This is a genomic window from Croceibacterium aestuarii, assembly GCF_030657335.1.
Taxonomy (GTDB): Bacteria; Pseudomonadota; Alphaproteobacteria; order Sphingomonadales; family Sphingomonadaceae; genus Croceibacterium_B; species Croceibacterium_B aestuarii.
Genome location: NZ_CP131039.1, coordinates 1,838,366 through 1,861,688, shown reverse-complemented (window position 1 = coordinate 1,861,688; position 23,323 = coordinate 1,838,366). Strand labels below are relative to the sequence as shown.

Here is a 23,323-nt window from a genome sequence, read left to right as displayed (position 1 = left end):
CCCGATCGCACAGCCAAGGCCGATGCAGCCGTTCAAAACCTGCCTCAGACCCCGGCGCGGTCTAATGCCTTGGCCAGGTCCTCGATCAAATCGAGGGGATCCTCGAGGCCGATGTTGATCCGCAGCATGCCGTCTTCGATCCCCGCCTCGGTGCGGCCCTCGGCACCCATGTTGTGATGGGTCGTGGTCGCGGGGTGGCAGATCAGCGATTTGGCATCGCCGATGTTGTTGGAGACATCGATCAACTCGCAGCCGTTGCACACCGCCATCGCCGGCTCTCGCCCGCCGGGGACGAAGAAGGCAAACACCGAGCCGGCCGCCTTCATCTGCCGATGCGCAAGGTTGTGCTGGGGGTGGCTTGGCAGCCAGGGATGCAGCACGCGCAGCCCGCGGTCTTCGATGAAGCGCGCGACTTGCAGCGCGCTTTCGCTCTGGTGGCGGGCGCGCAGGTCGAGCGTTTCGAGCCCCTTCATGATCACCCAGGCGTTGAACGGCGCGCAAATCGGCCCGGTATTACGCTGGAACGGGCTGAGCTTCTCTTCGATCCACTCCTTGCTGCCGCAGACCGCACCGGCCATGACGCGGCCCTGCCCGTCCATCAGCTTGGTCGCCGAATAGGCCACGACGTCGGCGCCGAAATCGAGCGGCCGCTGCAGCACCGGGGTGGCGAATGCGTTGTCGACAATCGAAGTGATGCCTTTCGAGCGGGCGAGACCGCAGACGAATTCCAGATCGACCAGGTCCATCGTCGGGTTGGCCGGGGTCTCGAAGAAGAACGCCTTGGTGTTCGGGCGGATCGCCGCTTCCCACGCCGCATTGTCTGTGCCGTCGATCGCGGTGTGCGTGATGCCGAAACGTTCGAGCACGTTCGAGAGGATCCAGCGGCACGAGCCGAACGCCGCGCGCCCGGCGACGACGTGGTCGCCCGACGAGAGCATACACAGCAGCGAACTGGTCATCGCCGCCATGCCGCTGGCCTGGACGAGGCACGCCTCGGCCCCTTCCATCGCGGCGATGCGTTCCTGCAGCATCTCGACCGTCGGGTTCTTGAAGCGCGAGTACTGCATGCCCGCCTGCTCGCCGGCGAAGCGCGCGGCGACAGTTTCGGCATCGTCGTAAGCATACCCCGACGTGAGGAACAGAGCCTCGCTCGTCTCGCCCTGCTCGGAGCGCCAGGTGCCGGCGCGCACGGCTTGCGTCGCGGGGCGCCATTTCGAGGTGACCGAGCGGTCGGTTCCGGTGGTTCTTTTCATCGCGGCGCGGTTTAGGGCGCAAGGCCCGCGCGGGCAAGCCGGCTAGGCCGATCGCAGCCACTTCAGCGCGCCGTCCGCTAGCCCTTTGAACTTGGGCCAGCCCTCGCGGTCGTCCTCGAGCGGGGCGAGCAAGAGCGCGGCATCGTCGGGCAACTGCCACTTGATCCGGTGATAGAGCTTGGAGCGGGTCAGGGGCGAACGGATCAGCCACAGGCCCTCGGCCAGCGGATGACCGTCGCCATGAAGATCGAGCGGATCGGACGAAGCGGCGGCGGGGTCGAACCATAGGAGATAAAGGGTGTTCCGCATGGTTCCCAGAACCGCGTTCGCCCCGCCGCGTTCCGGCGGCCGCCGTGCCGGCCCAGGATCGGGGCAAGCGGGCGCTTGATGCGAATCTGTGCCCGCCCTAAGCCCGATCCGATGAGCGACGTCCCCGAGCACCCGCGCGATCCGCTGATTTGGCACGTGCTGGTGGCGGCGGGGTTTCTCGCCTTGTGCCTCGTCCGGCTGGCGATCCCGGGCAAGCCGTATTTCGACGAGGTGCATTACCTTCCCGCGGCGCGCGACTGGATGGCTCTGAGCCAACCGAGCAACATCGAACACCCGCCGCTGGGCAAGGAGATCATCGCGCTGGGCATGCGTCTGTTCGGCGACGGTCCGTTCGGCTGGCGCATCTTTCCGGCGCTGTTCGGCACGCTCGGGCTCTTCGCGGGCATGCGCGCGCTGTGGTTCGCCTCGCTCTCGCGCTTCGCGTCGATCGCGTTCGGCTGGCTGGTCGCGACCGGGTTCATGCTGTTAGTCCAGAGCCGCATCGCCATGCTCGACGTTTTCATGGTCAGCTTCGTGCTGATCGCGCTCTGGGCGCTCGCCGGCGCGGTTCGCGAGAACGAGACCGGGCGCAGGCGCCTCGCCGTCGCCGGAATGTGCCTCGGGCTGGCCATGGCGGCCAAGTGGAACGCGGTGCCGCTGGCCGTGCTGCCCGGCCTGGCGTTCGTGCTGGTCCGCGCGCGTGCCGCCGGGTGGCGCGTGGTCACGTCGCACCGCGGCGCGCCCGTGGCCGGGATCTCGACCGCCGAGGCGTTTCTCTGGCTCGGCGTGGTGCCGCTGCTGGCCTATGCCGCCTGCTACGTGCCCGGCCTGTGGTTCGCGGCTCACGGCTACACGCTGGCGCCGTTTGCGCCCGGCGGAATCGTCGAGCTGCACCGGCACATGCTCGAACTGCAAACCGAGCAGCTGCCGCCGCACACCTACCAGTCGCGCTGGTACCAGTGGGTCTTCGACTGGCGGCCGATCTGGTATCTCTACGAGAAGGTCGACGGGGCGCAGCGCGGGGTGCTGATGATCGGCAATCCGCTGACCATGCTGCTCGGCCTGCCGGCGCTGGTCTGGGCCGGCTGGCAGGGCATTGCGCGCCGCGGGTGCGACGCAATGGCGGTGTTCGTGCTTTATGCGGTGGCTTTGGGAATGTGGATCCTCGCCGACAAGCCGGTGCAGTTCTATTACCACTACCTGCTGCCGGGGACCTTCCTGCTCGCCGCCCTGGCGCTCGCGCTGGACGAGTTCTGGAAGCGCGGTAAACGCCGGCTGCCGCTGACCGTGCTTACGCTGAGCGGACTGCTGTTCGCCTATTTCTTCCCTATCCTCACCGCCGCCGCCCTGCCGGGCGAGATGAGTTTCCTCGACTACGCCTGGCTGGTCAGCTGGCGGTAGGAACGTTTGCGCGCTTTATGCGATGGCGCGCGTGTCGCCGCGGGGGCCGGCGAAATACCAAACCGCGGCACCGATGACCGGGAAGATGAGCACGCCAAGCGCCCAAAGTATCTTGCCGCCGAGCGATGCGCCGCTGCCGACGATGTTGATGATCGCCCAGATGTCGATGACGAGGACGATGATGCCGAGAATGGTACCCATTTGATGCTCCTGTGTCTGCGATGCGCGAATGGTGCGCTGTCTACAGGGGCATCAACGGGCAACCTTTGCAGGCGGTTCCGCCGCGCGCCTCGGTTCGGCCTATCTGAAGCGGCCCCAGACGAACTTGCTCGACAGCGCGTAGTTCCAAACCGAGGCGATGATCACGCCGATCAGCGCAGCGGCGTACCAGTGGAAGCCGATCGCATCGAGCATGCTGGAGACGGCGACGTTGGCCAGCGCGCCGATCGAACAGGCGAGGCAGAACTTGATCCAGCCGTAGAACAGGCTTTCCACACCGGCGAGCTTCTGGTCGCGGTAGGTCAGCAGGTTGTTGAGCCAGAAGTTGAAGGTCATCGCCACCACGGTCGCAATCGCCACGCCCCAGGTGAAGCTGGTCCCGAGCAGTTTGTAGAACAGACCCACCACCGCCATGTGCACGAGCACGCCGAGGCCGCCCACGGTGCCGAAAAGCGCGAAGCGCGTCGGGATGTAGCGGCCGAACCAGCGTTCGTAGAGGCCGGCGAGGAAATCGAGCACGACGCCGTGGTCGAGCTTGGATTCACCGGCGGCGCGTTGGGCGAATTTCAAAGGGAATTCCTTTACGCGGAGCTTGGGCTCGGCCGTGGCGAGGATGTCGAGCATGATCTTGAAACCGATGCCGGTCAGGCGGTCGGCCTGGCTGCGCAGCTGGTCGGCGCGAAGCAGGAAGAAACCGCTCATGGCGTCGGTCAGCTCGGTGCCGGTCAGCTTGCGGGCGAGTGCGTTGGCGAATTTCGACCCCTTCTCGCGCCCCTTGCTGGAAAGACCCTCGGCGCTGCCGCCGGCGGCAAAGCGGCTGGCATAGGCGAGATCGTATTCACCCGACTTCACCGCGGCGAGCATGTCGAGCAGCAGCGCGGGATCGTGCTGGTGGTCGGCGTCCATCACCGCGACATAGGGCGCGGCGGTGGCGCACATGCCCTCGATCGCGGCGCTGGCGAGGCCGCGGCGGCCGATGCGCTGGATCACGCGGATACGCGGGTCGGTCTGGCCGATGCGGCGCGCCTCCTCGGCGGTGCCGTCCTTCGAATTGTCGTCGACGAACACCGCTTCCCAGCCGCTTGGCCCGAGCGCCGCTTCGAGCCGTGCGACCATCGGCGCGATGTTGGCCTTCTCGTTGAGGGTGGGCAGCACGATCGCCAGCTCGAGCGGCCGATCGGCAGCCTCGACGGCGTCGGCAAGGGCAGCGTGCGTCATATCCATCGCTTCGGCGGATATATGGTAAATATCAATAAAACGTTGCGCGGCTTCAGAGCCGGGCGAGCACCGCCTCGCCCACTTCGGCAGTGCCGGAACTGCCGCCGAGGTCGGCGCCCTTGACGCCGTCGGCCAGGGCCTGGGCCACGGCCGCCTCGATCCGCTGCGCCTCCGCTTCGCGGCCGAACGAATGGCGCAGCATCATCGCCGCCGAGAGGATCATCGCCATCGGGTTGGCCTTGCCGGTACCGGCGATATCGGGGGCGCTGCCGTGGATCGGCTCGTACAGGCCCTTGGTGCCGAACTCGGTCCGCGTCTCGCCGAGGCTCGCGCTGGCGAGCAGGCCGATCGAGCCGACGCACATCGAGGCCTGGTCGGAGAGGATGTCGCCGAACAGATTGCCGGTGACGACGGTGTCGAACTGTCCCGGATCGCGGACCAGCTGCATCGCCGCGTTGTCGACGTACATGTGGGTCAATTCCACCTCGGGGTATTCGGCCGAGACCTCGATCACCACGTCGCGCCACAGCTGACTGGTCTCGAGCACGTTGGCCTTGTCGACGCTGCACAAGCGGCCCTTGCGGCCTTGCGCGGCCTTGAAGCCGACATGGGCGATGCGCCGCACTTCGTCCTCGGCATAGGACATGAAGTCGAAGCCCTGGCGCCGCCCGTCGTCGAGCGTGCGGATGGCCTTTTCGCCGAAATAGACGTCGCCGTTGAGCTCGCGCACGATCAGCAGGTCGATCTTCCGGGCGATCTCGGGGCGCAGGGCGGATAGGTCCTCGAGCCCGGGAAACATCGTCGCCGGGCGCAGGTTGGCGAACAGGCCGAGGGCGCTGCGCAGCCCGAGGATCGCCTGTTCGGGCCGCAGGTGACGCTCGAGACTGTCGCACGACGGATCGCCCACTGCACCGAACAGCACGGCGTCGGCGCCCTTCGCCATTTCGAGGGTCTCGGGCGGCAGCGGGTGGCCGTGGCGCTTGTAGCCGATGCCGCCGACGTCGGCTTCCCACAGCGTCAGGCCGGGGAGATCCAGCCCATCGAGCACCTTGCGCGCTTCGGCCATGATCTCAGGGCCGATGCCGTCACCAGGTAAAACCGCGATCTTCATGCCATTCGTCCGAGCAGTTCGAGCAATCGAGTGCGCGCGGCCATAACGTCTCCCCGCCGGTCGGCAAGCAGGTAGTGGTCGAGCGGCGCGGCCAGCCTGCCCAGGGTATCGAGGATTTCGGGAAGCTCGCCCTCGGGCACGCCCCCGGCGCCGCCATAGCCCAGCTCGCGCAGCAGCAAGATTTCATAGCCGGCGAGCGCCCGCGCCCAGCCGCGCGCCGAGGGCGCATGGCAGATCGCGTCGAGCAGTCCGCCGAGCGCGCTCCACAGCGAAGGATAGGGATGCCGCTCGGGCAAGGCGGTCGCGGTGAGGGCCGTGGCCCACTGGATCGCCGCTGCGGGCAGCGGCTCGCCCAGCCACGGCCCGCGGCTTTCGACCAGTTCGAGCCGAGCGAAGGGCAACTGGCTAGCGGATTTCGAACGCAGCTCGACCTCGACCAGATTGCCGGGGATGACGACCGGACGCAGCTGGCGCCCCCTGCCCCCGGCGACATAGCCCGCGACCAGCCCGTAATCGGCGGTGAGCAGCCGCGCGATCACCGCCGTTTCGCCATGCGGACGCGCCGCGCAGAGAATCGCAGGAGCGCGGATGTCCATGCGCTAGAACTGCTCGGGGGGCCCCAGGTGCTGGAGGAAATCGGGCTTGCCGAGCGAAACGCCCTCGGCGCGCATGATCGCGTAGGCGGTCGTGGCGTGGAAATAGAAGTTGGGCAGGGCGAAATCGCGCAAGTAGTCGGCGCCGGTCCAGCGATAGCCCATGCCGTTGGGGAACTTCATCTCGATGGCGCGGTCTTCGGCGCCGGCGAACGCCGCGGGGTCGACACTCTCGATGAACGCGATGGTCTTGTCGCAGCGCTCCTGCAGCTCGGCCAGGCTCGCTTCGGTATCAGGCATCGACGGCGGATCGATGCCGAGCAGCCGGGCGATTGCGTTCTTCGCCGAGTCCGAAGCCATCTGGTACTGCGCGGCGAGCGGGCGCATATCCTCGGCCAGCCGGGCTTCGACGAGGTTCGTTTCGGGCTTCTCCGCCGCCGCCTTGTCGATCCAGGCGCGCATGTTGCCGAGCATCTTGACGAAAACCGGCGCCGACGATTCGTAAATGCTGAAACTCATGGGGATCCTCTCCGTGTTGCGGGAGGGCCTTGCACCGCTTTCGCGCGGCGGGCGAGCTACTTTTGCAGCTTGGCTTCGAGCGCCGCGACGCGCTCGGCGAGCGCGTCGGCCTGTTCGCGGGCCTTGGCGGCCATGTCCTTGACCGCGTCGAATTCCTCGCGGCTGACGAAGTCGAGGCCGCCGAGGGCCTCCTTCATCCGCTCGCGTGCGCCCTCGCGCGCTTCGCGGGTCATGCCGGCAAAGGTGCCGGCGGCGGCGTTGGCCATCTTGACCAAGTCGGCAACGAGGGGATTTTCGCTCTGCATACGTCCTATCTGGACCACTTGCGCCTACAATTCAATCCGCTGCACCGAGCCGCTGACGTCGGCGCCGTCGGCCCCAGGGTTCAATTGCAGGAACTGCCAATTGAGCAAGGTCGCGAACAGGATCCACGCGAGGTAGGGGAGCAACAGCAGTCCAGCGACACGCCGCACGCGCAGGAACAACACGACGGTGACGCCGACAAGAACGTCGAGCAGCACGATCAAGCCGAGCGCCCAGGTGATCTCGTGCAGGGCGAAGAAGGTCGGCGACCAGGCCAGATTGACGAGCAGCTGGACGATGAAGGCGGCGATGGCCAGACCGCGCGCCCGCGCGCCCCACGCCGCGCAGACCAGCGCCAGCGCCAGTCCCATCAGGACATAGAGAATGGACCAGACGATGCCGAAGGTCGCGGGCGGCGGGAATGTCGCCGGCTTGTCGAGAGCGACGAACCAGGGCGAGGCCGCGGTGCTCCCCGCGACTTGTCCGGACAGGAACCCGAGCAGCAGGACCGCCGGAACGACGAACAGCGCCCAGCGGATGAAGCTGGCGCGAAGCTGGGCGGGCGAAGCGAGGCGGTTCATTCGAATTCCCTTGATTCGGTGCGCGGATATTGGCGGTGACCCGCGGCGGGCGCAACGGCGCCGCTCAGGCCGTCCCCCGCCGGGCCGCAATGAGAAATTCCACGTTCCCTTCCGGCCCGGTTATCGGGCTCTCCACGATGCCCTCGACAGTCCAGCCCGAGCCTTCGAGCCATTCGCGCAGTTCGCCGCAAACGCGGGCGTGCAGATCCGGATCTCGCACCACCCCGCCCTTGCCGACTTCCTCGCGCCCGACCTCGAACTGGGGCTTGATCAGCGCAACGAGACGGCAGTCTGGCGCGGCAAGCTCGAGCGGCCTTTCCAGGACCTTGGCGAGCGAGATGAACGACGCGTCGCAAACCACCCAGGTGCAAGGGCGATCGATCTGCTCGGGAGTGAGGATTCGCGCGCTGGTCTGTTCGAACACGGTCACGCGCGGGTCCTGCCGCAGTTTCCAGGCGAGTTGGTTGGTGCCGGAATCGACCGCGAAGACATGCTCCGCTCCGCCCTGCAGCAGGACGTCGGTAAAGCCCCCGGTCGAACTGCCAATGTCCATCGCCACCGCGCCGCGCGGATCGAGGCCGAATTTGTCGATCGCGTGCGCGAGCTTGACCCCGCCGCGGCTGACCCAGGGATGGTCACGCCCCTTGACGACAATATCCGCGTCTTCCGCCACTTGCTGGCCGGGCTTGTCGACTTTGCGAGTATCGATGAAAACCAGCCCCGCCATGATCAGCGCTTGGGCGCGGGTACGGCTTTCGGCCAGCCCGCGGGACACCAGAAGCTGGTCGATGCGTTGTTTCGCCATATGCATGCGCTTAACCGTTTCAGCCCGCTTGAGCCAATCCCGCGCATCGGCCACAGCGGTGCGATGACCGCGCTGCGCCTGCTGATCGCCCTGCCCTTCATCGCGCTGGCAGCCTGCGTGCCGTCGGCTCCGGCGCCGGCGCCCGCGCCAAGCCCCGTACCGGCCCCGCCGCGCCCGGCACCGAGCCAGGCCCCCGAAGAGGTCATCACCCCGACTTTCGACAACTGGATGGATGCCCCGCAGACGCCGGGCGACTGGACCTACAGCGCCGTACCGGGTGGCAGCACCGCCCGCTTCGGGCCTTCGCCCGGGGAGACGCGCTTTGCCTTCGTGTGCAACCGCGCCGCCGGCACGGTGAGTCTCGTACGCTCCGGCCGCACCTCCGCGGCGATCCCGATGCAGGTCCACACCGAAACCGCCGACCGCACACTGACTGCCAGCCCCGACAATGACGAGCCGCCAACGATGCACGCCTCGCTTCCGGCGCGCGATTCCTTCCTCGATGCGATCGCCTTTTCGAAGGGCCGCTTCGCGGTGGAGGTGTTCGGCCTCAATACGCTGTACCTGCCGGCCTGGCCCGAGATCAGCCGGGTGATCGACGATTGCCGGTGATTCCCGTTTCCGAGGATGAGCGGCGCGATTGCCGCTCGAAAAAACAAAAGGGCCCGGGGGCACCCCGAGCCGGAAGCGCAGGATTCTGACAGTGAAAAACTGAAATGCAAGTCTTGTGTTCGAGGCCAAGACGACTCAGATTGCGTCCAAGGCCAGCGGTCCACGCAGGCCTTGGCCCCCGGTGAAGCGGGGGCCTGGCTTCAAAGCGCGAAAGGAGGTGATCCGATGTCTCATGGTTCAGCAGGGAGGTCGGAAACGACCCGCGCGGAGCACTATCGGTAACCTCTGAAAACCGCCGATAGAGGCTTCGTGAGCGGTTTAAACGACCGCTGACCATGTGAAGGCCGGTTCCACCGACAGGCGGAGCCGGCCTTCTCATTTTCCGCCGGCGCGGTTTGGGCAGGTCCCCCTCGCAAGCTGAACCGGTTTCCGCATCTTTTTCGCTGCCGCCCCGCCCTTCTAATCGGCGTCGGTTCCGGCTAGTGCGGCGAAGAGTGGTTGCACGACTTACCATTTATTTCATTTCTCTTGCGAGATTTGAAATTATCGGTCATTCGTAGCACCACATAGTCAGGAACACTCGCATGCACGCCACCGCCGGTCATTCGCTCGACTTCGCCAGAATTCCCCACCCCGCCCCGGTTCCCGGCGCGAGCCGCGACCAGGCGATCGCCAATCCCGGGTTCGGCACGCTGTTCACCGACCACATGGTGTCGATCGACTTCGACGCCGATCGGGGCTGGCATTCGGCGACGCTGGGTCCGCGCCGGCCGCTCAGCCTCGACCCGGCCTGCGCGGTGCTGCACTACGCCCAGGAAATCTTCGAGGGCATGAAGGCCTACAAGCTGGCCGATGACACGATGGCGCTGTTCCGTCCCGAAGAGAACGCGCGCCGGTTCAACGCCTCGGCCGATCGCCTCGCCATGCCGCACCTGCCCGAAGAGGTGTTCGTCGAAGCGGTCCGCCAGCTGGTGCTGGCCGACAAGGCGTGGTTCCCGCCGGTCGAGGGTGGCTCGATCTACCTGCGCCCCTTCATGTTCGCTTCCGAGGCCTTCCTCGGCGTGCGCCCGGCGAAGCAGTACAAATTCCTCGTCATCGCCAGCCCGGCGGGCAATTACTTCAAGTCGGGGGTCCCGGCAGTATCGATCTGGGTTTCGCAAGATTATACCCGCGCCGCGCCTGGCGGCACCGGCGCGGCCAAGTGCGGCGGCAATTATGCCGCCAGCCTGGTCCCCCACGCCAACGCCGTCGCCAAGGGCTACGACCAGGTCTGCTTCCTCGACGCGGCCGAGCGCAAGTGGATCGAGGAACTGGGCGGCATGAACCTGTTCTTCGCCTTCGACGACGGAACGCTGCTGACGCCCGAGCTGACCGGCACAATCCTGCCCGGCATTACCCGCGATTCGATCATCCAACTGGCCCGCGAGGAAGGGCTGACGGTGAAGGAAGGCCGCTACAGCTATGGCCAGTGGCGCGCCGATGCGGAGAGCGGACGCCTGCTCGAAACCTTCGCCTGCGGTACCGCCGCGGTGGTCACCCCGGTCGGCAAGGTCGCCAGCACCGACGGCGAGTTCACCATCGGCGGCGGCGGGCCCGGCCAGCTGACCGGGCGGATCCGCGAAAAGCTTGTCGGCATCCAGCGCGGCGTCATCGAGGACCGCCACGGCTGGGTTCACCGGCTCGACTGACAACCGACGTGTGCCGACGGGCAGCGTTGCCGCCGGACGAAGTTGTGCGATAGAACCCGGCATCACAGTTCCGGGGACTCACTCATGACATACCGCATCGCCGCCCTGCTGGGCGCCGCCACGCTCGCCCTCGCCGTGCCCGCCTCCGCGCAGGCCCAGGAGGGAACGAGCGCACCGGCCGAGCAGGACTGGATTGCCCGCAGCAACGCCTACACCCGGCAGCTCATGCTGGCCGAAGCGCAATTCGCGCCCGAAAGTGCAGCCGCGAGCGGCCTCGAGCAGTTCGACGGAAAGGCGATCGATCTCGGTCCGGACCTCTCGCAGCGCTATATTGCCATGGAGCAGGCACAGCGCGCCAAGCTGGCGGCTGCGCTGGCCAGCGAGGACAATCCGCTCGTCAAGGAGGACCTCAAGATTCTCATCAATTCGATCGACCAGTCGATCGAGGGAACCCAGCTGTCCGACCGGCTGGAACTGAACTGGATCGACGTCCCTCAGTTCGTTTTCAACGCGATGAACTCCGCACTCGAACCGCAGATCGGCCCGGCACGGCAGGCCAAGGCGCTCGAACTGCTGCAACGCTACGTCGGGCAGTACCCGGGTTCCGCCCCCCTGACCGACCTGGCCAAGGCGCGCTGGACCGAAAGTCTCGGCGAAGGCAAGGTCGGCCCGTACAAGGGCCGGGTCGAAGACACGCTCGGCAAGACGGAGACTTACCTCGCCGGCATTCATGCGCTGTTCGCCAAAGCCAAGATCAAGGGCGCGGACAAAGCCCTCGCGACGCTCGACAAACAGCTGCGCGACTATGCGGAGTGGGAACGCACCGCCGTCCTGCCCAAGGCGCGCGACGATTTCCGCCTGCCCTCCGAACTCTATGCCTTCCAGCTCAAGCAGTACGGCATCGACATTCCGCCGAAGGATTTGATCGAACGGGCGCGGCGCGGCTTCTACGATACGCGCCAGCAAATGGAGGCCCTGGCCCCGCAGGTTGCGGCCAAATTCGGCTTCGAGGATGCTGATTATCCCTCGGTGATCGGCGCGCTGAAGAAGGACGTCATCCCCGACGACCAGATGGAGAGCTACTATGCGGGCGTCCTGGGGCGGATCGACAAGATCATCACCGACGAGAAGATCATCGACCGGCCCGCTTATCCGGTTCTGATGCGGCTCGGCAGTCCGGCGGAAAACGCCGCACAGCCTGCGCCGCACATGCTGCCGCCGCGCCTGATCGGAAATACCGGAGAGCGCGGGCAGTTCGTGCTCGGCACGGGCGATCCATCGGCCGGTCCGGACGCCGCCTTCGACGACTTCAACTTCAAGGCTGCCGCCTGGACGCTGAGCGCGCATGAGGCGCGGCCGGGTCACGAGCTCCAATTCGCACAGATGGTCGAACGCGGCGTGAGCCAGGCGCGCGCGCTCTATGCCTTCAACAGCGTCAACGCCGAAGGTTGGGGTCTCTACGCGGAAGCCGAGTTCATGCCCTACGAGCCCATCGAGGGGCAGCTGATCGCGCTGCAGTTCCTGCTGCTGCGCGAAAGCCGCGCGATGCTTGATCCCATGCTCAACCTCGGGATGATCACACCGGCGGAGGCGACCAAGTGGCTGCGCGAGAAGGTCGGCCTTTCGGTGGCCATGACCAAGCAGGAAGTCGACCGTTACACCTTCCGCGGCCAGGGCCAGGCGGGCAGCTACTTCTACGGCTATGGCAAGCTGGCCGACCTCAGGGTGGAGACCGAAGTGGCGCTCGGCGACAAGTTCGATCGCAAGGCGTTCAACGACTTCGTGGTCGGCCAGGGCCTGCTGCCGCTCGACCAGCTGGCCGAAGCGGTGCGCAGCGACTTCATCCCGGCGCAGCTGGCCAAGTGAGGCGCGGCCCCGGTTGCGGGGCCGCCCGTTTTCCTAACGCTTGTAAGCGTCCTCGGGCTTGAGGTTCATGATCGTTACCGGCTTTTCGCCGCGCAGTTCCTGCAGCCCGACGATGGCGTTGATCAGCGCGCGGTTCTGCCCGGTGCTGCCGTATTCGAGCCCGGTGAGCGTGTGGTCCTTGAGATAAGTCGCCCACTTGCCGCTGTCGACGAGGTGATCGACGACGTCCTTGGGCGTGCCGCCCGCGGCGTTCACCTTGCGCGTTTCGTCTGCCAGGGCCCGATTGAAGTGGGCGAATTCGACGAAGCGCGACCACGGCTGGATATAGCCGTGCCCTTCGACGACAGTGTCGACGCCCTTGATTCCGGCCGCGGCCTTCATCAGCGTATCGGCCGCGCCGATCGCGCTGCCGCCGCTGCCCGGATCGATCAGCGGGGCCATCGACCAGGCCATGATGTCGCCGGCGGCCATGACCTTGTCGTTCGTGAAGACCACGAAGGCATCGCCGTCGGTGTGACCTGGCCCGTAGTAATAGAGATCGATCTTGTCCTTGCCGGCGCCGAGGCTGGTCTTGGTTTCGAAGCTCTTGGTCGCCGGGTTGGCGGGGAACGGACCGCTCGCCTGCGCCATGCGCGCGGCGGAGTTGGCCTGCGCCACGACCTCAACGGTCGGCCGCTGATCCTTGAAGAACTGGTTCGAGCCGACGTGGTCGGGGTGGGAGTGGGTGTTGATGACCATCGTCACCGGCTTGTCGGTGACCTTGCGCACTTCGTCGAGGATCGCCTGGCCGTTGTTGGGCAGCTTGGTGTCGACCAGAGCGACACCGTTATCCATCACGAACACGGTGGTGTTCCCGCCGCCGCCGAAGATCTTGTAAACCTGACCCTTGACGTGCTCGATCGGCGAAACCCCGGGCAAGCCCGGGCCAGTCGACGGCTTGTAGCCGGGAGGCGGCGTGTCCATCGGCGTGGTCGGGATGTCGGCCATAGCCGATGCGGAGGCGGCGGGCGCGGCGCTATCCGCGGATTGCGGCGCCATCGCGCAAGCGGCGATCACGCCGGTGGCGACGATTGAGCCGAGAATCAGGCTGCGGTTCATCAGGTTCCTCCCATCAGGAATGTTCTTTGCACGAACCAATAGACTCCCGCGGCAACGACGACAACCGAACCCGCTGTCGCCAATTGTCGCGCATTCCTGGGACGATGTCGCCACAGCCAGCCGAGTGCGAGGGCCAGCGGGATGACGAGCGCCAGCTGGCCCAGCTCGACGCCGAGGTTGAAGCCGAACAGGCTCCAGCCCAGCGCCGCCTGCGGCAGGCCGAACTCGCGCAGCACGGCGGCGAACCCGAAGCCGTGGATCAGCCCGAACGTCCCGGCCAGCCAGATGCGCAGGTCCTTGCCCTCGCCGCGCATGAGGTTGTCCGCACCGACGACGATGATGGTCAGCGCGATCATCGGCTCGACCAGCCATGATGGCGGGCTCCAGATGTCGAGCGCCGCCAGCGTCAGGGTAACCGAATGGCCGATAGTGAAAGCTGTGACGATACCGACCAGCTTTCGCCAGGTGCCGCCGAACAGCAGCAGTCCGAGCAGGAACAGCAGATGGTCAGGCCCGATCCAGATATGGTGCGCGCCGGCCGGCACGAAGGTCTTGAGGACCTGCACCGCCCCGGCCGTATTGCCGCGATAGTAGGTCCGCGTCCCGCCGCCCGTCCCGACGATCCACTGATCCACGAGCTTGCCGCCGTCGTAGATGTTGACGAAGGTCTGGTGCTGCGGATCGTAGTGAAACATCTCGCCCGAGTAGGTCAGCTTGCCGCCGGGCGGCCCGGTGGCGCGGAACCACAGCCGCACCGCGTTCTGGCCGGCGAGCGGCTCGGCGTATTCCCACGCCAGATCGAGCGGCCTGCCATCCGCGGCGAGCACGAAGCGCTTGGCCAGCATCGGCCCGATATCGTCCATCATGTGGATCAACAGGTGCGGGTCTTGCAGTTGCGCTGGGTCGGTCAATTCCAGATCGTGCGCGATATCGAAGTCGTGCACGGTAAGCGTGCCGACGATCCCGCGTTCAGGATCGTAGCGGACATCGAGGTAGGAGAACGGCGCCGGGTGGGCCTGCGCCTGCCCTGCTGCGAGCAGCGCCAGGAGAGCCAGCACCAGGCGCAACATCAGGCGGCCAGCCTCTCCCTGAGGCCGGCGAGGATCAGGTCGCTCGCACGTTCGCCAATCATGATGGCAGTGGCGTTGGTGTTGCCCTGCGGAATGGTCGGCATGATCGAGGCGTCGGCGACCCACAGGCCCTCGAGCCCGCGCAGCAGGCAATCGGGGCCCACGACGGCCTCGGGATCGTCCACCGCACCCATCCTCGCCGTGCCGACCGGATGGTACATCGGAATCGTCGCCGCGCGGACGTAGTGGCCGAGCGCCTCGCGGCTTTGCAGCTCCGCGCCGGGGCGAACCTCGGACACGACATGTCCGGCAATGGCCGGTTGGGCCATGATCCGGCGAGCGATCTCGAGCCCGTCGATCATCTGCTGAACGTCGTCCTCGCTGCCCAGCAACTGGTGGCGGATCACCGGCGCATCGTCGGGATCGGCGCTGGGTAGCTCGATCCGGCCGCGCGATTGCGGGCGCATCAAGGCCACGAATGTGCTGACCGACGGCTCCTTGCGCAGCGCGAGGTTACCTTTCTCGGTCACGTCGAAGGCAAAGGCGGAAAACGCCAGTTGAAGGTTGGGCGCGGGCAACCCTTCACGGCTCTTCACGAAAGCCTGGGCATGGCCGATACCGGTGGTCAGCGCGCCGCTGCGAGCGAGTACGAATGCGAGCACTTGCCCGACCCCGGCGAGCCCCCGTCCGTCGTTGTTGAGCGTGCGCACCGAGACTTCGTTGATGAGGTGGCAGCCGGGATGTTCCTGAAGATTGCCGCCGACGCCGGCCAGGTCGAGTACGGTGGGGATTCCGAGATGCGCCAAGTGCTTCACCGGGCCGATTCCGCTCAGCATTAGCAGCCGCGGGGTGTTGAGCGCCCCGGCGCAGACCACCACTCCCTCGCGCGCTGCGAGCGTTTGGGTCCGGCCTTGCCGGCGCACGGCAACTCCGGTCGCGCGGCCACCCGACACTTCGATCTTGAGAACTTGTGCCTCGAGCATGATTTCGAGATTGCGCGGCGTGTTGCGCAGGTAGCCGGCGGCGGTCGAGTTCCGCAGCCCGCGGCGCTGCGAGAGCTGGATATGATCGACGCCCTCGGCGAATTCGCCGTTCAGGTCGACCGAGCGCGGAAAGCCTGCTTCTTGCACAGCCGCGATCCATTCGTCGGTGACCTCGTAGCGACTGCGCACTTCGGAAACGGCAATCGGGCCGCCGGTGCCGCGCCATTCGTCGGCGCCGCGTTCGTTGTCCTCCATCCGCTTGAAGTAGGGCAGTACGCTGGCATAGTCCCACCCCGTGGCCCCGAGTTCGGCCCAGCGGTCGTAGTCCCACTGGTGGCCGCGGATGAACATCATCCCGTTGATCGCGCTGCCCCCGCCCAGCCGCTTGGCCGCTGGCCAGACATCGGGCCGCCCGCCAACGCTCTCGTCGGGCTCGGCCTTGTACATCCAGTCGAACTCGGGGGTGTGGACGATCCCGCTCATCAGCGCCGGGATCTTAGAGCGGATATCCTTGTCCGACTTGCCCGCCTCTACGAGCAGCACGCGCTTGCCGCCCTCGGCGAGCCGCGCCGCGCAGGCTGCCCCCGCGCTGCCGCCGCCGATCACGATAAGGTCCGGTACTCCGGCCATTCCTGCCTCCCTTTGCGCCGCCGACCTTGCGGCACCGCCGAGGGCAGCGCAAGACGCGTGCGATGGACGATCGCGCAAAAGTGCAAGCCAGCGCAGGAGAGCGACTGGCGCTGATCGCCCGGAGCTTTCAGCGGCTGACCGGGCAGCCCCTCGCGGCCACCCCCAACCCGTTGTGGAATGCTCCGCGCGCCATCCTCGCGCACGGAATCGACGTTCCGCCGCGGTTCTTTTATGGCAACCGCCTCGCGCTCGAGCTGTTCGCGATGAGCGCCGACCGCTTTATCGGCTTGCCGTCTTACGAGTCTGCCGAGGCGGATGCCCGCGAGGAGCGCACGCGCACCTTCGGGCGGCTCGAAACGGACGATATCGTGACCGGGTACGGGGGCGTCAGGATCGCCGCGAACGGAATGCGCTTTCGCATCGACAACGCAATCATCTGGAACCTGCGCGACGATGCCGGCGTGCTGCACGGCCAAGCCGCCACCTTCACCGACTGGAGCCCGCTCTAGCTCCCGCGAATTCCCTGGCCCGGCAGCAAGTCGCGCCCATGCCGCACCGACAGATCGATCTTCGGGCCGATGGGATAGATGCGGTGCTTGTCGGTCAGCGCATAGTAGTTGCGCTTGATCTCCTCCAGCTTCACCGTCGCGGCGATGCCCGGCCACTGGTAGAGCTCGCGCAGGTAGCCCGACAGCGCCGGGTAATCGTCGATCCGCCTAAGGTTGCACTTGAAGGCGCCGTGATAACCGACGTCGAAGCGGACCAGCGTGGTGAAGGCGCGCCAGTCGGCCTCGGTCAGCCATTCGCCCGCCAGGTAGCGATGGCGGGCCAGCTGCGCCTCCATCGCGTCGAGCGTCTCGAACACTCCGCGCGCGGCGCGCTCGTAGGCGGCCTGCGAGGCGGCGAAGCCGGCGCGGTAGACCCCGTTGTTGAGGCCGGGGTAGATGATGTCGTTCCAGCGGTCGATTTCGGGCCGCAGGTCCTCGGGATAGAGGTCGAGCGTGTTGCCCGTGATGTGGTCGAATGCCGAGCCCAGCATGCGGATGATGTCGGCGCTTTCGTTGCTGACGATGCGTCCCGTCTTCTTGTCCCACAAAGTCGGCACGGTCGCCTTGCCGGTATAGTGCGGGTCGTGCTCCTGGTAGACGCGGTAGAGCGGATGCGGCGTTTCGAACGGCGGGATCGTCTCGTCCTCGAACATCCAGCCGCGGTTGTCGATCGTCGGGGATGCGGCGGACAGGCCGACAACGTCCTCCAGCCCCTTGAGCACTCGGTAAGCCGTGACGCGCGAGGCCCACGGGCAGGTCCACGAGATGAACACGTGGTAACGCCCCGCCTCGGCCGGGAACTTCGCGTCGGGATCGGCCTCGATCCAGTCGCGCAGCGGGCTGTCGATGCGCCGGAACTGGCCATCGTTGCCGATTTCCTCGGCCGCGGGGGGGCTGTCGCGCCAGACACCGTCGTAGAGTTGGGACATGTACTTCTCCTGCTCGAACACGACGCCTAGGGATGCAAGAGCGCCTTGTCAGCCCGCCGCGCGCGTCCATCGAGCAACTGCCGGTTCATTCGAACATCGACCGCAATCATGCCGTTTCCGTAGCGGAGCTCTAACAGGACGTTCACCTTTCTCACCTAGTCAGAGTTCGCTCCAGCGATCCGCGACATGGGAACCGAACGATTGGCCGACGCCGCTCCTGCCTTTGCCGCGCCCATCCCTCGCGATACCCACCCTACGGACCTGCTCGAACGATCGGCCCACCTCGTCGGAATCGGAGCCTGGTCGTGTGACCTGTCGGACGAACGGCTTACCTGGACCCCCGGAGTGTTCGATCTGTTCGGTCTGCCCGCGGATCGGCGCATTGCGCGCGATGCCGTGCTTGCCCAGTACTGCGAGGAATCGCGCGAGAAACTGGAAAGGCTGCGCTCAAGCGCCATCGCTCGCGGACGCGGTTTTACCTTGGAAGCACGAATACGGCCTGCCGGTGGGGAAGAACGCTGGATCCGGATAACGGCGACAACCCGCGTTTCAAACGGACGCGCCCGCGAACTCTTCGGGATCAAGCAGGACGTCACCGCCGAGCGCCGGGATCGCGAGGCGCTGCGCCTGCGGGCCGACACCGACCCCATTACGGGCCTCGCCAACCGCGCCCGTTTTCAGAACGAGTTCCTCGACCAAATCGCGCATTGCCCCACGTTCGGCCCGATCGGGGCGCTGCTCTTGCTCGACATGGATGGCTTCAAGCAATTGAACGACAGGTGGGGCCATGCCGCCGGCGACGCCTGCCTGGCTACGCTCGGTCAGCGCCTCGCCGCCGAATTTCCCCAGGCCCTGCTTTCGGCGCGCATCGGCGGTGACGAGTTCGCGGTCATCCTGCCGGCCGGGAATTCACCCGCCCACATGGAAGCCGAGGTGCGTCAGCGCTTCGCCCGGCTGCAAATGCCTGCAGCCTGGAACGACGAGTTGCTCCCCATCGGACTGTCGGGCGGTCTTGCCTTCCAGGAAAGTCCCGGTGCGCTCACGCCCGAAGAGCTGTTCGTGGTTGCCGACAGTTCGCTCTACATGGCGAAAAAGGCCGGCAAGAACACCTTGCGCTCGGCCACGGACAGCTTCTGGCGGCGCGTCGTCGCCTGACCCGCCCGCCGATCTAGCGCAGCAGGCGTTCCGCGCTCGGGCTGTTCTCGAGCAGTTCGAGCAGTCCGCGCTCGGTCCGGCCGAGCCATTTCGTCTTGCGCGGGAGTTGCAGCGCTTCGCGCCATTTCAGCTGCCGATCGACGAGCGCCACGACGGCAGGATGAACATAGCTGCGGCGCGCGACCGCGGGCGTGTTGCCGAGGCGCTCCGAAACGAGCTCCATGAGCGCTTTTATCGTCAGCTGATCGTCGGCGTCGGCAAGTGCCTCGAAGGCCAGCACGCTGGCATGCCAGGTCCGGAAGTTCTTCGCAGTGAAATGCTCGCCCATCGTCTCGCACAAGTAGGCGTTGACCTCGGCCGAGCCCACGTGGTGCACGTTTTCGTCGTCATCGAGATATTGGAACAAGTGCTGGCCCGGCAAGTCGTCCATCTTGCGCACGAAGTGGGCAAGGCGCTTGTCGGTGACAGACAGTTCGCACAACTTCCCGCTCTTGGCCTTGAAGCGCAGCTTGATCGTCTTCCCCGTGACGTTGACGTGGCGCCGGCGCAGCGTGGTTGCGCCGAAGCTCTTGTTCGATTTCGCGTAGCACTCGTTGCCGATCCGGACCACGCCCTCGTCGAGCAGGCGCACCACGCTGGCGATCGCGCGTTCGCGGCTAAGCTTGCGGTCGGCGAGGTCAGCTTCGACCCGCTTGCGCACCTTGGGCAACAGAGTTCCGAACAGCGCGCACTGATCGAACTTCTCGGCTTCCTGATACGTGCGGTAGTCGGGATGATACCGATACTGCTTGCGCCCTTTGTCGTCGACGCCGGTGGCCTGGATGTGTCCGCGGGGATCGGGGCAGAACCAGGCGTCGGTATAGGCAGGCGGCAAGGCGACTGCGTTCAGGCGGTCTATCGCGTCGCGGTCGGTTATACGTTCGCCCTCGGCATCGTAATAGGCCCAGCCTCGCCCCGCCTTGCGGCGCGAAATGCCCGGCTGACTGTCCTCGACATGTTTCAACTTGGGAGGACAGGTGGCCATGGCCCATGAAAACGCGCCATGAGTTCAGAGGGTTCCTTCGATGCGAAAACGAATCCATCGGCCCGTGAAAAGATTCTCTCCCTTGCTCGCCTTCCCCGGCGCCGCCATGTGAAGCTCCACCCGAGCGCAAACAGGAGAGCCCGCGATGTCCGACGTCTACACTCCGCCCAAGGTATGGACCTTCGATCCGGAAAACGGCGGCCAATTCGCCGGCATCAACCGCCCGACCGCCGGAGCGCGCGAGGAAAAGGAGCTGCCGGTCGGCGAGCATCCCTTCCAGCTCTATTCGCTCGGCACGCCCAACGGGGTGAAGGTGACGATCATGTTCGAGGAACTGCTCGAGGCAGGCTACTCGGACGCCGAGTACGACGCATGGCTGATCAAGATCTTCGAGGGCGACCAGTTTGGCTCGGGCTTCGTCGAGCTCAATCCCAATTCCAAGATCCCTGCCCTGCTCGACAAGAGCGGACCCAAGCCGTTCCGGGTGTTCGAAAGCGGCGCGATCCTCATCCACTTGGCCGAGAAGTTCGGATACCTCCTGCCCAAGCAGGACCCTGCGCGCGCGGAAACGCTCAGCTGGCTGATGTGGCAGATGGGCAGCGCGCCGTTCATCGGCGGCGGGTTCGGACACTTCTACGTCTACGCGCCCGAGCGCTACAAGTACCCGATCGACCGCTATGCGATGGAGACCAAGCGCCTCTTCGCGGTCGCCGACATGCAGCTGGGCAAGAGCGAATACCTGGCCGGCGACGACTACACGATCGCCGACATCGCCGCCTACACCTGGCTCGGCAACCTCTATCACGGCGCCTACAAGGGTTCGGACGAGTTCCTCAGCCTGCACGAATACGAGAACGTCGGGCGCTGGACCAAGGCGATCGACGCGCGCCCCGGGGCCATTCGCGGACGGTTGGTCAACAGCCAGGCGATGGCCGAACGCCACAGCGCCGCGGACTTCGACAAGGTCGAGGACCGCAGCCTGTTCGAACCGGTCAGGAAGCGTGCGGACGTCTGACAAGGCCCGCGCGCCCTCCGCGCCCGCTCAGAACCTGTAGCCGGCCTCCACACCGTAAATCCGCGGCCTCGCCTTGAAGACGAAACCACCGGGCGAGAATTCCGCGTTGTACTTCTCGTTGAACAGGTTGCTGGCGAAGGCCGTCAGGCTCCAGTGCTCGCCCTTAACCCCGGCGCGCACGTCGACGAGCTCGACCGGATTTCGCACGGTCGAGTTGTAAACGTCCCACCAGGTCCGGCCGATGCGGCGATAGTCGGCGCGCAGCAGCGCCGAGAGTCCGCCTCCGATGTAGGGCGTGTACTGCGCCCCCACGTTGAGCGTCGAGCGCGAGACGACCGGCGCCTCGTTGCCGATTGCGGCCGGGTCGGGGAATGACTTGATCTCGCTGTCGGTCAACCCCCAGGCGACGTTGAACTGCAGGTCGTCGGTGGGGTTCACGTTGGCTTCCAGCTCGAAGCCCTTGAGCCTGACCTTCGGCACATTGCCGAGATTCTGCGTCGAGTTGGCGTAGAGAAAGACGAAGAAATAGCTGTTCTTCGATTCGGTCGTGTAGACCGAGCCATTGAGCGTCAGCAGGCCGTCGGCGAGCTGCGATTTGAAGCCCAGTTCGAAAGTATCCGCCGTTTCGGCTTCGAAAACGTCGTTCACCCCCACGACGCCGTTGCTCAGTGCGACCACGCCGACCCCGGTCTGGTTGAAACCGCCCGAGCGGAAGCCGCGCGAGTAGCCGCCGTAGAACGTCAGATCGGGCGTGGGCGTGAGCGTCACCGTGACCTTGGGCTGCCAGGCGCTGAAATTGCGCGTCCGCACGTCGCCTTGCGCGCTCTGCGGCGCACCATAGAGGCTGGCGATGTAGTTGATGTAGCCGAGCCAGGCGTTCGGCGTTTCGGTGGTGTTCTCGCGCTTGTCGTGGTCGTAACGCAGCGAGGCATCGATCCGCAGCAGGTCGGAGAACTTGTAGCCCAGGTTGGCGAAGGCGGCCCAGGCGAAGTTGTCCTGCGAATCCGACAGGAACGAATATTGCGGATTGTCCGGGTTGCTCGTCGGTTCGCGGTAGACCGGGAACACGCCCTTGCCCAGGTCGAGCATGTTGCCGGTCGAGATGAACCGGTCGGTCGAAATCAGGTACCCGCCGAACATCCAGAACAGGTCTTCGTTCGAGGGGCTTTCGAAGCGCAGTTCCTGGCTGAAGGCCTTCACGTTGAGGTACTGGCTCTGGTTGAGGTCGGTGCTGCCGCTGAAGCAAGGATCGGAAGGCAGTGCGCAGTAAGCTTCGTTGGTCGGCAGGAAGTCGAACGCGTCGCCGGTGATGATTTCCTTCACCGTGTCGTAGGATGTGACCGAGGTCACCTTGAAGCCGTCGCCGTCGTAGGTCAGCTTGGCCGAGACATTGTTCATGTCGCGGTTGTCGATGCCCTCGTTGTTGACCCGCACCGGCAGGCTGGTGTCGTTCACGTCGCCGACGATGTTGTACCAGAAGCCCGTGGTTCGCGTGCGGTCCAGCGAGGCGCGGAGGTCGACGCTGAAGCCGGCGCCGGGATCGAACAGCAGGTTCCCGCGCAAGGCGTAATCCTTGTAAGGATCGGCTTCGCGTCCGAGATAGGGATTGGGGATGTAGCCGTCGGTGTCCTTGTAGAGTCCGGCGATCCGGAACCTGACGTTGTCGCTGATAGGCCCGCTCAGCCCGGCGTGGGTGTAGAACCCGAAGCCGTTGTCGATCCCGGCCGTGATGTTTCCTTCAAGCTGGTCGGTCGGCTGCTTGGTGGTGATGATGATTGCGCCGCCGATGGCGTTGCGGCCATAGAGCGCGCCTTGCGGGCCCTTGAGAACTTCGATCTGCTCGATGTCGAACAGGTCCTGGCTGAAGGCCGCCGGATTGACCTGCTGGACGCCGTCGATGACCACCGCGACCGACGGCTCGGAGTTGCGCGCCTGGGTGATGCCGCGAATCACGATGAACGCGTTACCCACGTTCTGCGTCTCGACGAGGTTGACGTTCGAGGTGAGGTTGATGAAGTCGGCCGGCTTGTCGATGCCCGCATTCTCGATCGCTTCGGCATTGAAGGCGGTGATTGCCGCCGGAGTGTCCTGTAGCGTATCCTCGCGGCGAAGGCCGGTGACGATGATCTGGTTGCCGCCTTCGGCCGGCTCTCGCGCCTGATCGTCGCTGGAAGCGCCATCCTGTGCCGCGGCGGGCGCGGCCAGGATCATGGCGAGCGCGGCCAGCGAAGCGCCGGCAAACCGGCCCGGTGAAAATGTCAGCATTCGGTCCTCCCACATCCTTATAATTATGCTGCGCGATATAGGCCTTTCGCGAAATGCAGGCAATTTGATTGCACGGACGGGCTCGCGCCTCTTCACTTCGCCGGGAGGCCAGCCTATGGGCGCAGCGC

23 protein-coding genes are annotated in these 23,323 nt (G+C 65.9%); 7 read left to right on the top strand and 16 right to left on the bottom strand.

Annotated features, from left to right (window positions below):
* Positions 1 to 44 precede the first annotated feature (44 nt).
* Both Q7I88_RS09115 and Q7I88_RS09110 read right to left on the bottom strand, forming a co-directional pair.
* A complete protein-coding gene (locus Q7I88_RS09115; RefSeq protein WP_305095609.1) occupies positions 45 to 1,253 on the bottom strand; it encodes a trans-sulfuration enzyme family protein in 1,209 nt (402 codons plus the stop codon).
* Between the two features lie 42 nt (positions 1,254 to 1,295).
* On the bottom strand, positions 1,296 to 1,562 hold the full coding sequence (locus Q7I88_RS09110) for a hypothetical protein (protein WP_305095608.1): 267 nt from the start codon (positions 1,560 to 1,562) through the stop codon (positions 1,296 to 1,298).
* Between the two features lie 111 nt (positions 1,563 to 1,673).
* Between Q7I88_RS09110 and Q7I88_RS09105 the strand changes: the two genes are divergently transcribed.
* Positions 1,674 to 2,963: a phospholipid carrier-dependent glycosyltransferase gene (locus tag Q7I88_RS09105; protein ID WP_305095607.1), complete on the top strand. Its 1,290-nt coding sequence runs from the start codon at positions 1,674 to 1,676 to the stop codon at positions 2,961 to 2,963.
* A gap of 15 nt (positions 2,964 to 2,978) precedes the next feature.
* Here the strand turns inward: Q7I88_RS09105 and Q7I88_RS09100 are convergent, their stop codons facing one another.
* The 8 genes from Q7I88_RS09100 to Q7I88_RS09065 form a co-directional block, all read right to left on the bottom strand.
* Positions 2,979 to 3,164, bottom strand: coding sequence for a PLDc N-terminal domain-containing protein (locus Q7I88_RS09100; protein WP_305095606.1), 186 nt, complete (start codon positions 3,162 to 3,164; stop codon positions 2,979 to 2,981).
* Positions 3,165 to 3,263: 99 nt separating this feature from the next.
* Positions 3,264 to 4,406, bottom strand: coding sequence for a glycosyltransferase (locus tag Q7I88_RS09095; protein WP_305095605.1), 1,143 nt, complete (start codon positions 4,404 to 4,406; stop codon positions 3,264 to 3,266).
* Between the two features lie 46 nt (positions 4,407 to 4,452).
* Positions 4,453 to 5,511: a 3-isopropylmalate dehydrogenase gene (gene leuB, locus Q7I88_RS09090; protein WP_305095604.1), complete on the bottom strand. Its 1,059-nt coding sequence runs from the start codon at positions 5,509 to 5,511 to the stop codon at positions 4,453 to 4,455.
* Positions 5,508 to 6,107 (bottom strand): DNA repair protein RecO, encoded by a 600-nt coding sequence (gene recO / locus Q7I88_RS09085; protein WP_305095603.1) that lies wholly within the window; start codon positions 6,105 to 6,107, stop codon positions 5,508 to 5,510. Before recO ends, leuB begins: the two co-directional genes overlap by 4 nt.
* A 3-nt stretch (positions 6,108 to 6,110) precedes the next feature.
* Positions 6,111 to 6,623 (bottom strand): DUF1993 domain-containing protein, encoded by a 513-nt coding sequence (locus tag Q7I88_RS09080; protein WP_305095602.1) that lies wholly within the window; start codon positions 6,621 to 6,623, stop codon positions 6,111 to 6,113.
* A 56-nt stretch (positions 6,624 to 6,679) separates the two neighbouring features.
* A complete protein-coding gene (locus Q7I88_RS09075) occupies positions 6,680 to 6,928 on the bottom strand; it encodes an accessory factor UbiK family protein (protein WP_305095601.1) in 249 nt (82 codons plus the stop codon).
* A gap of 24 nt (positions 6,929 to 6,952) precedes the next feature.
* Positions 6,953 to 7,507, bottom strand: coding sequence for a TspO/MBR family protein (locus Q7I88_RS09070; RefSeq protein ID WP_305095600.1), 555 nt, complete (start codon positions 7,505 to 7,507; stop codon positions 6,953 to 6,955).
* Positions 7,508 to 7,571: 64 nt separating this feature from the next.
* Entirely contained in the window at positions 7,572 to 8,312 is a 741-nt protein-coding gene (locus tag Q7I88_RS09065) for a TlyA family RNA methyltransferase (protein WP_305095599.1), read from the bottom strand.
* Positions 8,313 to 8,375: 63 nt separating this feature from the next.
* Here Q7I88_RS09065 and Q7I88_RS09060 point away from each other — a divergent pair, with 63 nt between their 5' ends.
* The 3 genes from Q7I88_RS09060 to Q7I88_RS09050 all read left to right on the top strand — a co-directional run bounded on the left by Q7I88_RS09060 (position 8,376) and on the right by Q7I88_RS09050 (position 12,478).
* The gene (locus Q7I88_RS09060; RefSeq protein ID WP_305095598.1) at positions 8,376 to 8,924 is read left to right on the top strand and encodes a hypothetical protein; all 549 of its coding nucleotides are present in this window, start codon (positions 8,376 to 8,378) and stop codon (positions 8,922 to 8,924) included.
* 584 nt (positions 8,925 to 9,508) lie between these two features.
* Positions 9,509 to 10,612, top strand: coding sequence for a branched-chain amino acid aminotransferase (locus Q7I88_RS09055; RefSeq protein ID WP_305095597.1), 1,104 nt, complete (start codon positions 9,509 to 9,511; stop codon positions 10,610 to 10,612).
* A gap of 84 nt (positions 10,613 to 10,696) precedes the next feature.
* Complete coding sequence (locus tag Q7I88_RS09050) at positions 10,697 to 12,478, top strand: DUF885 domain-containing protein (RefSeq protein WP_305095596.1); 1,782 nt, start codon at positions 10,697 to 10,699, stop codon at positions 12,476 to 12,478.
* A 33-nt stretch (positions 12,479 to 12,511) separates the two neighbouring features.
* Here the strand turns inward: Q7I88_RS09050 and Q7I88_RS09045 are convergent, their stop codons facing one another.
* Genes Q7I88_RS09045 through Q7I88_RS09035 form a run of 3 tightly spaced genes read right to left on the bottom strand, consistent with a single transcriptional unit; the run spans position 12,512 to position 16,259 of the window.
* Positions 12,512 to 13,576, bottom strand: coding sequence for an MBL fold metallo-hydrolase (locus Q7I88_RS09045; protein WP_305095595.1), 1,065 nt, complete (start codon positions 13,574 to 13,576; stop codon positions 12,512 to 12,514).
* A complete protein-coding gene (locus tag Q7I88_RS09040; protein ID WP_305095594.1) occupies positions 13,576 to 14,646 on the bottom strand; it encodes a HupE/UreJ family protein in 1,071 nt (356 codons plus the stop codon). The genes Q7I88_RS09045 and Q7I88_RS09040 overlap by 1 nt, the downstream gene beginning before the upstream one ends.
* Positions 14,646 to 16,259 (bottom strand): GMC family oxidoreductase, encoded by a 1,614-nt coding sequence (locus Q7I88_RS09035; RefSeq protein ID WP_305095593.1) that lies wholly within the window; start codon positions 16,257 to 16,259, stop codon positions 14,646 to 14,648. Before Q7I88_RS09035 ends, Q7I88_RS09040 begins: the two co-directional genes overlap by 1 nt.
* A gap of 62 nt (positions 16,260 to 16,321) precedes the next feature.
* On the opposite strand from Q7I88_RS09035, the gene Q7I88_RS09030 reads away from it, so the two are divergent.
* On the top strand, positions 16,322 to 16,768 hold the full coding sequence (locus Q7I88_RS09030) for an MEKHLA domain-containing protein (protein WP_305095592.1): 447 nt from the start codon (positions 16,322 to 16,324) through the stop codon (positions 16,766 to 16,768).
* Here the strand turns inward: Q7I88_RS09030 and Q7I88_RS09025 are convergent.
* Positions 16,765 to 17,736, bottom strand: a complete 972-nt coding sequence (locus Q7I88_RS09025; RefSeq protein ID WP_305095591.1) for a glutathione S-transferase family protein — start codon at positions 17,734 to 17,736, stop codon at positions 16,765 to 16,767. The genes Q7I88_RS09030 and Q7I88_RS09025 overlap by 4 nt on opposite strands.
* A 186-nt stretch (positions 17,737 to 17,922) precedes the next feature.
* Here Q7I88_RS09025 and Q7I88_RS09020 point away from each other — a divergent pair, with 186 nt between their 5' ends.
* A complete protein-coding gene (locus tag Q7I88_RS09020) occupies positions 17,923 to 18,891 on the top strand; it encodes a GGDEF domain-containing protein (RefSeq protein ID WP_305095590.1) in 969 nt (322 codons plus the stop codon).
* 13 nt (positions 18,892 to 18,904) lie between these two features.
* Here the strand turns inward: Q7I88_RS09020 and Q7I88_RS09015 are convergent, their stop codons facing one another.
* Positions 18,905 to 19,915 carry a DNA topoisomerase IB gene (locus Q7I88_RS09015; protein ID WP_305095589.1) on the bottom strand — a complete coding sequence of 337 codons (1,011 nt, stop codon included), beginning with the start codon at positions 19,913 to 19,915 and terminating at the stop codon, positions 18,905 to 18,907.
* A gap of 145 nt (positions 19,916 to 20,060) precedes the next feature.
* Here Q7I88_RS09015 and yghU point away from each other — a divergent pair, with 145 nt between their 5' ends.
* Complete coding sequence (yghU, locus tag Q7I88_RS09010; RefSeq protein ID WP_305095588.1) at positions 20,061 to 20,930, top strand: glutathione-dependent disulfide-bond oxidoreductase; 870 nt, start codon at positions 20,061 to 20,063, stop codon at positions 20,928 to 20,930.
* Positions 20,931 to 20,957: 27 nt separating this feature from the next.
* Here yghU and Q7I88_RS09005 read toward each other — a convergent pair whose 3' ends face one another.
* A complete protein-coding gene (locus Q7I88_RS09005) occupies positions 20,958 to 23,195 on the bottom strand; it encodes a TonB-dependent receptor (RefSeq protein WP_305095587.1) in 2,238 nt (745 codons plus the stop codon).
* Positions 23,196 to 23,323 lie beyond the last annotated feature (128 nt).